This is a genomic window from Bradyrhizobium sp. USDA 4354, from assembly GCF_054060315.1.
The window spans coordinates 7326314-7338598 of sequence record NZ_JBSSDC010000001.1 but is presented as its reverse complement, the minus strand read 5'-3'; the positions used below and the strand labels follow the sequence as shown (position 1 = coordinate 7338598).

Genomic DNA, 12285 nt, shown 5'->3' with positions numbered 1-12285 from the left:
GCGAGAAATTGATTCTGAAGGTAGCTCCTGATTCGGATGGAGCGGCCGATGAACCGATTTGCGGAGTGCTTCGAGGAATTGCCGGACCCGCGCGCGGACAATGCGCTGCACGATCTGACGGAGATTTTGTTCATTGCGTTGATGGCGACGCTGTGTGGGGCAACGAGTTGCACCGACATGGCGCTGTTTGCGCGGATGAAGGCCTATCTTTGGGAGGGTGTGCTGGTGCTCGAGCATGGTCTGCCGAGCCACGACACGTTCAGCCGCGTGTTCCGCATGCTCGATCCGGCAGCGTTCGAGAAAGCCTTCCAGCGCTTCATGAAGGCCTTTGCGGAAGGCGCGAAGATCAAACAACCGAGGGGAGTGATCGCGCTCGACGGCAAAGCGCTGCGGCGCGGCTACGAGCGCGGCAAGAGCCATATGCCGCCCGTCATGGTGACCGCTTGGGCGGCGCAGACCCGCATGGCGCTGGCCAACGTGCAGGCGCCGAACAACAACGAAGCTGCCGGCGCGTTGCAGTTGATCGAACTTCTGCAGCTCAAAGGCTGCGTGGTGACGACCGATGCGCTGCATTGCCATCGCGGCATGGCCAAAGCGATTGTGGCACGGCGCGGCGATTACGTGCTGGCGGTGAAGGAGAACCAGCCGGCGCTGTTGGCCGACGCCAAGGCTGCCATCGGTGCCGCAACGCGCAAGGGAACCAGAGCGACCACCACCACCGATGCCGATCACGGGCGCAAGGAAAGGCGCACTGCCGTTGTCGCACCGGTCAAGGACATGGCGCAAAAGCACGACTTTCCCGGGATCAAGGCCGTGGCCAGGATCACCAGCAAGCGCGGCAAAGACAAGGCCATCGAGCGCTTCTTCCTGATGAGCCAAGCCTACAGCTCCAAGGATGTTCTGCGTATCGTCCGTACTCACTGGACCATCGAAAACGGCCTGCATTGGCCGCTCGACGTCGTCCTCGACGAGGATCTGGCCCGCAACCGCAAGGACAACGCCCCGGCCAACCTTGCCGTACTCCGGCGTCTTGCCCTCAATGTCGCCAGAGCCCATCCCGATACAACCACCTCCTTGCGCCTCAAGCTTAAGCGCGCCGGATGGAACGATGCCTTTCTCTTCGAGCTTCTTGGCCACATGCGATAGCCCTACCCTGGAGGGGGAGGGTCGATCGCGCGCAGCGCGAGCGGGGTGGGGTGACAGTCTTTCCGTTGAGGCGGTGCCCGTGTGGAGAGATCACCCCACCCCGTCTCACATTTTTCGCTTCGCTCAAATGCGAGCCGACCCTCCCCTGGAGGGTAGGGGAATCGCATATGGCGTTGGCGGGGTGTTGCCAAGCGGCTGGAACTGGATTCTTTGGGTGTCTCTCGATTCCCGAGGGAGCCCTAAATGCGCAAGCTCAAGCGCCTGTTTCGACCGCTCAAGGATCCGCGCGCCAGCAACAGCCGACACGATCTGGTGGATATCCTTGTCATTGCATTGGCGGCTACGCTGGCTGGCGCCAAGACCTGCACCGAGTTCGAGTTCTTCGGCCAAGGCCGCGAGGAACTGTTGCGGCGATTCCTGGAGCTTAGGCACGGTATTCCGAGCCACGATACGTTCAGCAACGTCTTCCGTGCGCTGGACCCGAAAGGTCTGGAAGCGGTTTTGCGCAAGTTCAGCAAGAGCTTCGGCATCGAGGGCGTGGTCAGCATCGACGGCAAGGCTCTGCGCGGAGCCTTCGCGCGTGGCCGGCAGGCCACGCCGCTGCATATGGTCAACGTCTGGGCGGCCGGCACGCGTATGGCGTTGGCTCAGCGGAAGGCCCCCAATCGCAACGAGGTTGCTGGAGCTCTCGAAGTCCTCGCGCTGCTCGATCTGGACGGAGCTCTTGTCACCGCCGACGCCTTGCATTGCCGGCCCGATACCGCGCAAGCCATCCGCGACCGGAAGGGGCACTACGTGTTGGCCATCAAGAGCAATCGTGGCCGGCTCTTCAAGGCCGCCAAGACGCTGGTCGACACAGCCCGAAAGGCTGCGCGAGCGAGTCAACGAAGGGCCACCGCCCACGGCCGCATCGAACGCCGGCAGGCCATCATCGCGCCGGCGCCACAGTTGGCGAAGCAATACGACTTCCCTGCTATCGCCGCCGTCGGCCGCATCGACAGTTGGCGCGCCAACTCGGGCAAGACCGCCAAGCATACGGTCCGATATTTCCTGGCCTCGCGCCTGCTGTCGGCCAAAAAGCTGCTCGAGGCCGTGCGCGCCCACTGGAGCATCGAGAACAACCTGCACTGGGTTCTCGACGTTCTGTTCGACGAGGACGCCTGCCGCAGCCGCAAGGATCACGCTGCGGAAAATCTCGCTCTTATTCGCAAGCTGGCCATCAATGCCCTGCAGGCAACGCCCGGTCCCGCGCGCATCAGCCACAAAATGCTCCAGGCCAGATGGAATAACGACTTCCTTCTCTCCACTCTCGCCCATATGCGATAGCCCTACCCTCCAGGGGAGGGTGGCGCCAAGCCTCACGCCGCCGCGTTCGGGAAGCGATAATCCTTGAACTGGTCGCGCAGCGCCGTCTTCAGGATCTTGCCCGTGGCCGTGTGCGGAATGCCATCGACGAAAGCGACGTCGTCGGGCATCCACCATTTTGCGATCTTGCCGTCCATGTATTTGAGGATGTCCTCGCGTGTCGCCTGCTGGCCCTGCTTGAGCTGCACGATCAAAAGCGGCCGCTCGTCCCATTTGGGGTGGAACACGCCGATCACGGCGGCTTCCGCCACCGCCGGATGGCCGACGGCGAGGTTCTCGAGGTCGATCGAGGAGATCCACTCGCCGCCGGACTTGATCACGTCCTTGGAGCGGTCGGTGATCCGCATGTAGCCGTCCTCGTCGATGGTCGAGACGTCGCCGGTGTCGAAGAAGCCTTCCTCGTCGAGGATGTTGGTGTCGATGCGGTAATAGGCCTTGGCGACGGCGGGCCCGGAGACCTTGAGGCGGCCGAAGGTCTTGCCGTCCCAGGGCAGCTCCTTGCCGGCATCGTCGGTGATCTTCATCTGCACCGCGAAGGGGGCATAGCCCTGCATCTGCAGCACGTCGAGCTTGGCATCGCCCGTTGCGTTGTGGAACGGCGGCTTCAGCGCCGCGACGGTGCCGATCGGGCTCATCTCGGTCATGCCCCAGGCGTGGCGGACGTTCGAGCCCATGTCGAGGAAGGCCTTGATCATCGAGCGCGGCATCGCCGAGCCGCCGCAGATCACCATCTTCAGATCCGGCAGCTTGAGATTGTTGGCGGCCATGTGCTGGAGCAGCATCAGCCACACCGTCGGCACGCCGGCGGTGTGCGTCACCTTCTCGGTCGAGAGCAGCTCATAGACCGAGGCGCCGTCGAGCTTGGCGCCGGGCATGACCAGCTTGGTGCCCTGCGAGGGCGCGGAAAAGGCGATGCCCCAGCTGTTGGCGTGGAATAGCGGAACCACCGGCAACATTGTCTCGGACGCACTGGTGCCGAGCGCGTCGACATTGTTGGCCATCAGCGCGTGCAGCACGTTGGACCGGTGCGAGTACAGCACCCCCTTCGGATCGCCCGTGGTGCCCGACGTGTAGCACATCGCGGCTGCCGTGTTCTCGTCAAACTCCTTCCATTGAAACTTGCCGTCAGCCTCGGCAATCCAGTCCTCGTAGGCGACCACATTCTTCAGCGTGGTCTCAGGCATGTGCGCCTTGTCGGTGAGCACGACGTAGCGCTCCACGCTCGGTAGCTTGTCGGCGATCTTCTCCAGGATCGGAACGAAGGTGATATCGGTCATCACAATGCGGTCCTGCGCATGGTTGATGATCCAGGCGATCTGCTCGGGGAAAAGGCGGGGATTGACCGTATGGCAGATGGCGCCGATCCCCATGATGCCGTACCAGACCTCCAGATGGCGCCAGGTGTTCCAGGCGATCGTTGCGACACGGTCGCCGAGCTTGATGCCGTCGCGTTCCAACATCTGCGAGACCTTGAGCGCGCGCTTGTGGATCTCGGCGTAGTTGGTGCGATGGATCGGTCCCTCGACCGAGCGTGTGACCACCTCCTGCTTGCCATGAATCCTGGCGGCGTGTTCGATGATCCGGTGGCAGAGCAGGGGCCAATCTTGCATCAAACCGAGCATTCTCACGTTCCTCCGAGAAGTCGCTGGGCGCGTTATCGCTCTCAGCGTTGGGCCAAAGAATTGACATGACTTTTAGCCTGCCGGACTTTCGCCGCAAATGGTCTTGTCGCGGCTATATGTCCGCCGGCGCGGCAATGGTTACCGCTGCGCTGGGGCTGTTGCTGCTCGCCGAAAGGGCAGAGGCGCGGAAATATCCTGCGCCGCTCGATATTTTCAACTTTGGAACGCCAAAGCCGCGCGCAGCCGTTCGGGCCGCCAGGATTCCACTGCCGAAGCCGCGCCCCGACGAGGCCCCCAAGGCATCGGACGAGGGACCGCCACAGCCAGACGGTAAGCCATCTCCGGACAAGCCGAGCGCGGACAAGCCCGCCGAAGCCGCGCCACCGCCCCAGAAGCAGGCTTCGGCCTGCCGGCTCGCGCTGACCGAGGAGATCGCGATCGCGCCCTCCATTCCGGATATCCGCGGCCCCGGCGCCTGCGGCGGCGAGGATCTGGTGGCGGCTGGAGGCCATCGTGCTGTCGGACAAGCGCAAGGTGACCGTCAAGCCCGCCGCCATCCTCCGCTGCACCATGGCGTCGGCGGTCGCCGACTGGGTGCGCAAGGACATGGCGCCGCTGGCGACCAGCCTCGGCTCCGCCCTCAGCGACCTCGACAATTTCGACAGCTTTGAGTGCCGTGGCCGTAACCGCGTCGCGGGCGCGATGCTGTCCGAGCACGGCAAGGCTAATGCGATCGACATCCGCGCCATCAAGCTCGCCAACGGGCAGTCGATCGGCTTCACCGACCGCACCATGTCGCGCGAGGTGCGCGAGCGCGTGCTGCATTCGGTTTGCGCGCGCTTTTCCACCGTGCTCGGTCCGGGCTCGGACTGGTACCACGAGGACCACATCCATCTCGATCTGGCGCAGCGGCGCAACGACTACCGGATCTGCCAGTGGAACGTCTGGGATCCCCTGCCGCAGGTCGCCCCGCTGCTGCCGGCGGAACGGCCCGAGGAGGCGCCGCCGCGCGAGGTCGCGGCCAAGCCCGAGGCAAAGGAAGGCGCTGAGGACGCGGCGGAGAAATCCTCGTCGCCAGAGGACAAGCCGGAGCCCGAGAAGAAGGCTCGGCAGTCCAAGCCGGCAACAAAAAAGCGCCGGTAAAACCGGCGCTTTTGACTATCAGCGATCGCGGGCGATCAGTAGCTGGCCGCTTGGCCGGTTTGGCTGCTGCCGAGCGCCAATCGCGAGTTGTACGGCGAGTCGCCATGCTTGGGCTCGAGCACCACGACGAGGGTGCCGACCTTGACGCGATCATAGAGATCGATCGCGTCCTCGTTGGTCAGGCGAATGCAGCCTGACGAGATCGAGGCCCCGATATATTCCGGCTGGTTGGTGCCGTGGATGCGGAACAGCGTGTCCTTGCCCCCCGAATAGAGGTACAGCGCGCGGGAGCCCATCGGATTGTCCGGGCCCGGTGCGACATAGGTCGGCACGCCCAGGCGCGAAATTTCGCCGGGGGTGGGGTGCCAGGCAGGCCACTCGGTCTTGCTGCCCACCTTGGCGATGCCCGACCAAGCCATGGCCTCTTCGCCGACGGTGATGCCGTAGCGGATCGCCTTGCCGCCCTCCAGCACGTAATAGAGGTAATGGTTGTCGGAATCGACCACGATCGAACCCGGCGATTCCTTGCGGTGGTACTGGACGATGGCGCGGCGGAACGGCTCTGCGACCGGGGTGTTCTCGTATTTGACCTTCGCGAGGAGTTCCTTATCCTTCGGCTTGAAGGCCTTGGTGTCGGTCGCCTCATAATGAGTGGCCTGCATGCAGCCCGACAGCATCAGGCCAGCGGCCAAAATCCCAAACTTAACTTTCAGCGACGACATGGTTTGGTTCCAATCAAAACAATACCGTGCGGAAGGGGCCTGAGCTTAGCGCCCAAGTTCCTCGACTCCGTTAATCCCATTATCGTCGAAATCTGCCACAATTCCAGCGCTGAAGCCCTTTTCCCGCGCTGCAAGAGCCCAGCTGTGGCTTTTCTGCCGCAAATTTGGGGGTGTTCTGAGGGTTTTTTGGCCAGACGCGGAAGACTGTCGATTCCGTGCCACAGTTGAACCCCGGGGAAGCCACAAATGCAAACGCTCCGTTAATGTTGTTGTCATCGTGAACCTGTCAGAATCGCGCTAAGGGCTGTCATTCTGTCGCAGGATCTCTGGAGCTTTTGATGTTTTCGGTGTTTGTTCCGTCCGAGTCCGCCCTCAAGAAGGCTGTCATCGAGGATCTTGCGGCGGTGCCGGAGAACGCCGTCTGGATCGACCTCGTCAATCCGAGCGCGGCCGAGGACAAGGCGGTGGAGCGGCTCGCGGGCATCGCCATCCCGACCCGGGAAGACATGCAGGAGATCGAGATCTCCAGCCGCCTCTATATGGAGAACGGCGCGCGCTACATGACTGCGACGCTGATGTGCCACTCCGATACCGACATGCCCCGGACCACGGCGGTGACCTTCATCCTCGCCGACCACCGCCTGGTGACCGTGCGCTACGACCTGCCGAAGCCGTTCGCCCTGGTCGAGGCCAAGCTGGCTCGCTCCTGCACGCCTTCCATCACCGGCGAGATGGTGCTGATGGAACTGCTGGACGCAGTGATCGATCGCTGCGCCGACATTCTGGAGCGTTGCGGCACCGAGATCGATCAGGTCAGCCACGACATCTTCGAGCCTGAGAGCGAGCGCCACGGGCAGGCAAAGAGATATTCCCAGATCTTGATCTCGATCGGCCGCAAGGGCGATTTGACCTCGAAGGTTCGCGAGAGTCTGGTGTCGATCGGCCGCGTCGTGACGTTCCTGTCCGCGGTGGTCGAGGGCGTGAAATGGTCGAAGGACATGCGCGAGCAGCTCAAGACCATGCAGCGCGACGTCGCCTCGCTGACGGACCACGCCTCCTATCTGTCCAACAAGATCACCTTCGTGCTCGACGCCATGCTCGGAGTCGTCAATCTCGAGCAGAACAACATCATCAAGCTGTTTTCGGTCATGGCCGTTGTCCTGATGCCGCCGACGCTGATCGCCTCGGTCTACGGCATGAATTTCAAGGTGATGCCGGAACTCGAATGGGTGCACGGCTATCCGATGGCGCTGGTGATGATGCTGATCGCCGCCGTCGTCCCGTACTGGATTTTCAAGTGGAAGAAGTGGCTGTAGCTGCCATGGTCGAGCAAAGATACCTACCGAGACCTTACGCCGCTCGCTGAGACACGGTGAATCATGTCGCAGAATAGATCGGGATTGCGGCGGCGCGGTGATGTGCGCATCGTGCCGCAATTCCTCCGGTAAAATTTGAGCGGTGGGCTGAACGTTTGCGCGAAACTTGTCTGCGATAAGCAGTGCGTAGCCGCGAGGAACAGCCATGGTTGAGAAACACATAACGTCGCCCCGCAACGTCATCGATCTGGCGAACTATCGCCAGGTCCTGGCGAGCGGCAAGGCGCCGTCGATGTCGGCACGCATGTGCCGGCACTGTGGTGCTCCGCTGCTCGATGGTGAGAACGACGACGACTGCTCGACTGCATTCAGCACGGCCGCTCCGCGGCCGCGAGAGAGGTCACGTCGGATTCGACTCGATTGAGGAACGGAAGGCAAGGGCGATCCAGGTCTTGCGGCGGCGTTGTCTGGATCGCCTTGCTTCCGTCCCGAGCTACGGCGAAATCAGCCGATCAATTCATCCGTCATTCCGGGGCGGTCCGCAGGACCGAACCCGGAATCTCGAGATTCTCAGGTGCGCAAGGGCGCACCAGGGTTCGATGCTTCGCATCGCCCTGGAATGACGCTCACCGTCAAACGTGCTGGCCGCCGTTGATGTGGATCTCCGCGCCGTTGACGTAAGAGCTGGTGTCCGTGCACAGCACGTAGATGATTTTTGCCACTTCGTCGGGCGTGCCGAGGCGGTGCATCGGGATCTGCTGCTCGACGATCTTCTCGGTGCCCGGCGACAGGATCGAGGTGTCGATCTCGCCTGGGGCGATCGCGTTGACGCGCACGCCGACGCGGCCGAAGTCGGAGGCCATCTCGCGCGTCAGCGCGGCGAGCGCCGCCTTCGAGGTGGCGTAGGCGGCGCCCGCGAAGGGGTGAACGCGCGAGCCCGCGATCGAGGTGACGTTCACGACCGAGCCCTTGGCCGTCTTCAATTCCTCAATCAGCCCTCGCGCGATCATGATCGGCGCAAAGAAGTTGACATGGAAGACGTGAGTCCAGGTGTCGAGGTCGGTGTCGACCGAGCCGAGCCTGGAGCCGCCCGGCCCTTTGGGCGAGATCGCGGCATTGTTGACCAGCGCGTGCAGCGTGCCGCCTTCGAGCCGCCGGCGGATTTCACTGATCGCGCGCGCAGTGTCCTGGGGATCGCCGAGGTCGACCTGGATATGGTCCTCAGGGCCGGCGTCCCACGGGCAGTCCTCGGGGAAGGGATGCCGCGAGCAGGTGATGACGCGCCAGCCCGCCGAGGAGAAGCGGATCACGGTGGCGTGGCCGATGCCGCGGCTGGCTCCGGTCAGGAGCAGCGTACGACGCGGCGCATTGGACGAATGCGGCATGGACATCTTTCAATTCGGCCCAAGGCTCGAGACAAGGTTCAAGATGAGGCTCAAGGGTACATCCGCGTCTTGGACCATTTCTGGCCGGCCGCGTCACGGCGAAATTCGATGCGGTCGTGCAGCCGAAACGGGCGGTCGTGCCAGAACTCGATACGCAAGGGCGTGATGCGCCAGCCGCTCCAGCCCGGCGGCCGCGGCACTTCGCTGATGACGTATTTGGCCGCAACCTTGGCGATGGCCTGTTCGAAAGCGAAGCGGCTCTCCAGCTCTTGCGACTGCTTGCTCGCCCAGGCGCCGATCTGGGCCTGCTTCGGCCGCGTCGCGAAATAGGCATCGGCCTCCGCGTCGGTCACCGGCGTCACGTTGCCGCGGATGCGGACCTGACGGCGCAGCGACTTCCAGTGAAAAAGTAACGCTGCCTTAGGATTTGCGGCGAGTTCGCGGCCCTTCTGGCTGGCGATGTGGCTGTAGAAGACGAAACCTTCGGTATCGAAGCCCTTCATCAGCACCATGCGCACATCAGGCAGCCCATCGGGGTCGACGGTTGCGAGCGCCATGGCGTTCGGATCGTTAGGCTCGCTCTTGATCGCCTCGTTCAGCCAGGCCTCGAACAGCGCAAATGGCTCATCGGCAGCGGTGAAATCACCGGATGTTAAGGGTGTCTGGTGTTTCATCGAGGTCGTGTCGGTCATGTCTGGAGTCCGAGTTGCGTCCCGCGGCCCAAAACGCGTTGTTGTCCGCTACCGTCCTATATAGGGCATGGGGAGGCGTTGGCCTATCAGCGATCCGGCCGTCCGGCTTTGTCATGACGATGATTCTGATCGGGCTTGGTGCCGGGGGGTGCAGCTTTTCCCGCAACGACAGCAGCACCTATGCCAAGGCCGACGAGAGCGACCTCACCGGCTCGATCGCGCGGCAGGCGAAGGACGCCCCTCCGACCGAGATCGATCTCGCCTTCACCCGCAATGCCGCCTCCGACGTCCTCAGCAAGGGCGACAAGGATTCCAGCCAGCACTGGGAGAATCCGGAGACCGGGGCACGCGGCTCGGTAACGCCGATCGCGCAGTCCTATGCCGCCGAGGACGGACGCAAATGCCGCGATTTCCTGGCGAGCTATGTCAACGGCAGCACCGAAAGCTGGCTCCAGGGCGCCGGCTGCCAAAGCAGCCGTGGCCGCTGGGAGATTCATACGCTAAAGCCGTGGCGGAGCTGAGCATGATCCGGAAAAGTGGGAGCCGGTTTTCCGACAAGATCATGCTCCAAACATAGAGCTTCAGCGCGCTCCTAGTTGCAAAAATGCCACTCTCTTCCCACATGACCGGCAGGTGGGGCGGGGAGCCCTTTGAACAATTCGATTTCTTGAAGGAGACGTGACGAATGCGCGACCCCTATGAGGTCTTGGGGGTGCCGCGGAGCGCCAGCGCTGCCGCGATCAAAAGCGCCTATCGCAAGCTGGCCAAGAAGCACCATCCGGACAGCAACAAGGGTGATCCGAAAGCGGCCGAGCGCTTTGCCGAGATCAACTCGGCCAACGAGATCCTCGGCGACGAGGACAAGCGCAAGCAGTTTGACCGTGGCGAGATCGACGGCGAGGGCAAGCCGCGCTTCCAGGGCTTTCCGGGTGGCGGCGGCCCGCGCGGCCGCGCGGGCCCTGGCGGGTTTGAGAGCTATACGTTCCGGAGCGGCGGTGCGGGCGGCCCGGGCGGCGGCGCGTTCGAGGATATCCTCAACAGCATGTTCGGCGGCGGAATGCGCGGCGCGCGGCCCGGGGCCGGCGGCGGCGCCCAGTTCGAGTTCGACACCGGCGGCATCGGGCTCGATCTCGACGTCAACGTCGCCATGTCCGTCTCGCTGGAGGAGTCGGCCAAGGGTGGCGAGAAGCGCGTCCGGCTGCCGACGGGCAAGGAGCTCAACGTCAAGATTCCGGCTGGCGTCACCGAAGGCCAGCAGATCAGGCTCCGGGGGCAGGGGGAGAGCGCGCAAGGCCATCCGCCCGGCGATCTCCTGATCACCATCAACATCGCGCCGCACCCCTTCTTCAAGGTCGAGGGCGCCGACCTCAGGATCGACCTGCCGGTCACGCTCTACGAGGCGGTGCTCGGCGGCAAGGTCCGTGTGCCGACCCTCGGCAATGCCGTAGAGCTCTCGGTCCCCAAAAACACCTCCAGCGGCCGGACCTTCCGCCTCAAGGGCAAGGGCTTGCCCAAAGCCGGTGGAACCGGTGATCTCTTCGTGACCATCAGGATTATGCTACCGGACGGGAACGACGCCGCGCTTGAGGCATTGATGGAGAAGTGGCGGGACCAACATCCCTACAATCCGCGTAGCGGGCTCGGCTAAGCACGATCCGGAACCGGAGGGCCGTGTTGACGCAAAGTGCGCAGCGGTTTTCCGAAAAGATCGTGCGCAAGCAAAAGCGCGCTATTCGAGGGCCCACCTCGACGATCGGAGCATTCTCTTCCCGAAGGGATGATGCTCAACATACGCCTGAAGCGCGCATTGCGCTTCGACGCTGAGGTTTGAGACGTGTCGGTTGTCCGGCGGGGCAGCCGATAAAAAGGTGCGGCCTCGAGAGGGGGACCAGCGCGGTACCAAAAACCCCAATCGAGGCCGCCCGCGTCGATCGGCGGATCGAACGCCACTCATAATCGCGTGAACACCCGGTGCGATAATGAGACGCGTCGATGTCCTGATTCCAAATTTTCAATGACGGAATCTGGGCACCGCGCTTGTGCGGTTGCTCAGGTGCCGTTTTTCTCCGCCTGGTCGTAGACGGCCTGCGCCACCCTGGTCAGCCGGTCGCGATCACTGCCGCCACTGACGACGTAGCCGACGCCGCGCTCGGCCCAGAACAGCGCGCCGTCCTTGTCCGTTTTGGCGTAGCGCATTTGCGTTGCACCATTCTCGGTCTTTGCGGAGTAGATCGTGTACCGCTCGCCCGAGGCGCCCTCGTACATCAGGAATGACGCCGGACCGTTTGGTCCCGGCAAGAGCCGACCGCCGACGAGCTTCAACCCGCTCGCTTCCAGGTTCGGCGCGAACACGGTCCAGCCGCAGCGTCGGGTCAGCCAAGCCTGCAAGTGGTCACGCTCGTTGCCGCCGACCTCGACGGGGTGACGGACCTCGACGACATAGAGGCGATGGGCGTCGAGCGCGTCCGCCGTAAAGCTCTGGAAGGTCGACGGCGCGTTGGCGGCGCCATGCGCGACCCAGCCGGCCGTGCCGCCGACGATGAAAGCAACCAGCACGGCCGCTGCGGCGCCATAGAGCCATTGCCGCGGGCGGCGCTCCAGCCGCTCCAACTCGAGCCGCGCCGGCACCGGTTCCTGGGCGACGGCGTCGTAACGGGCGTGCAGCATCTCAGCCATGGCACGCCAGGACTGCACGCGCTCGGCCTCGTCGGGATGGGCGGCAAGAAAGGCTTCGACGTCGGCGCGGCGCTCGGCCGGCAGCTCGCCGTCGACATAGGCGTGCAGTTCGTCCTCGGTCACTGGGATCTTGCGGTCGTTCATATCGGTCGTCTCTGGCTCTGCGGCCCAAAATATCTTTTGCGAGTTCGCTTCGCGCAGCTCACTGTCGGGCTGCG

Annotated in this window: 10 protein-coding genes and 1 pseudogene; 6 read left to right on the top strand and 5 right to left on the bottom strand. The window is 63.5% G+C overall.

What is annotated here, in order from left to right; all coding sequences use genetic code 11:
* Positions 1 to 48 precede the first annotated feature (48 nt).
* The gene (locus ACVIIV_RS34100) at positions 49 to 1146 is read left to right on the top strand and encodes an ISAs1 family transposase (protein ID WP_456742655.1); all 1098 of its coding nucleotides are present in this window, start codon (positions 49 to 51) and stop codon (positions 1144 to 1146) included.
* A 243-nt stretch (positions 1147 to 1389) separates the two neighbouring features.
* A complete protein-coding gene (locus ACVIIV_RS34095; protein ID WP_456742802.1) occupies positions 1390 to 2472 on the top strand; it encodes an ISAs1 family transposase in 1083 nt (360 codons plus the stop codon).
* A gap of 32 nt (positions 2473 to 2504) precedes the next feature.
* Here the strand turns inward: ACVIIV_RS34095 and ACVIIV_RS34090 are convergent, their stop codons facing one another.
* Positions 2505 to 4133 (bottom strand): fatty-acid--CoA ligase, encoded by a 1629-nt coding sequence (locus tag ACVIIV_RS34090; protein ID WP_456748099.1) that lies wholly within the window; start codon positions 4131 to 4133, stop codon positions 2505 to 2507.
* Positions 4134 to 4198: 65 nt separating this feature from the next.
* Here ACVIIV_RS34090 and ACVIIV_RS34085 point away from each other — a divergent pair.
* A pseudogene (locus ACVIIV_RS34085) lies at positions 4199 to 5276 on the top strand (extensin family protein).
* Between the two features lie 35 nt (positions 5277 to 5311).
* Here ACVIIV_RS34085 and ACVIIV_RS34080 read toward each other — a convergent pair.
* Positions 5312 to 5998 (bottom strand): L,D-transpeptidase, encoded by a 687-nt coding sequence (locus ACVIIV_RS34080; protein ID WP_456748098.1) that lies wholly within the window; start codon positions 5996 to 5998, stop codon positions 5312 to 5314.
* A gap of 338 nt (positions 5999 to 6336) precedes the next feature.
* Between ACVIIV_RS34080 and ACVIIV_RS34075 the strand changes: the two genes are divergently transcribed.
* Positions 6337 to 7314, top strand: a complete 978-nt coding sequence (locus tag ACVIIV_RS34075; RefSeq protein WP_456748097.1) for a magnesium transporter CorA family protein — start codon at positions 6337 to 6339, stop codon at positions 7312 to 7314.
* Positions 7315 to 7946: 632 nt separating this feature from the next.
* Here the strand turns inward: ACVIIV_RS34075 and ACVIIV_RS34070 are convergent.
* On the bottom strand, positions 7947 to 8699 hold the full coding sequence (locus ACVIIV_RS34070) for an SDR family NAD(P)-dependent oxidoreductase (RefSeq protein ID WP_456748898.1): 753 nt from the start codon (positions 8697 to 8699) through the stop codon (positions 7947 to 7949).
* A 50-nt stretch (positions 8700 to 8749) separates the two neighbouring features.
* Positions 8750 to 9391 carry a pyridoxamine 5'-phosphate oxidase gene (gene pdxH, locus ACVIIV_RS34065; protein WP_456748096.1) on the bottom strand — a complete coding sequence of 214 codons (642 nt, stop codon included), beginning with the start codon at positions 9389 to 9391 and terminating at the stop codon, positions 8750 to 8752.
* A gap of 113 nt (positions 9392 to 9504) precedes the next feature.
* On the opposite strand from pdxH, the gene ACVIIV_RS34060 reads away from it, so the two are divergent.
* Together ACVIIV_RS34060 and ACVIIV_RS34055 are read left to right on the top strand one after the other, a co-directional pair.
* The gene (locus ACVIIV_RS34060; protein WP_456748095.1) at positions 9505 to 9912 is read left to right on the top strand and encodes an RT0821/Lpp0805 family surface protein; all 408 of its coding nucleotides are present in this window, start codon (positions 9505 to 9507) and stop codon (positions 9910 to 9912) included.
* A gap of 164 nt (positions 9913 to 10076) precedes the next feature.
* The gene (locus tag ACVIIV_RS34055; RefSeq protein ID WP_456748094.1) at positions 10077 to 11039 is read left to right on the top strand and encodes a DnaJ C-terminal domain-containing protein; all 963 of its coding nucleotides are present in this window, start codon (positions 10077 to 10079) and stop codon (positions 11037 to 11039) included.
* Between the two features lie 401 nt (positions 11040 to 11440).
* On the opposite strand, the gene ACVIIV_RS34050 is transcribed toward ACVIIV_RS34055, so the two are convergent.
* On the bottom strand, positions 11441 to 12211 hold the full coding sequence (locus tag ACVIIV_RS34050; protein WP_456748093.1) for an anti-sigma factor family protein: 771 nt from the start codon (positions 12209 to 12211) through the stop codon (positions 11441 to 11443).
* Positions 12212 to 12285: the final 74 nt, after the last annotated feature.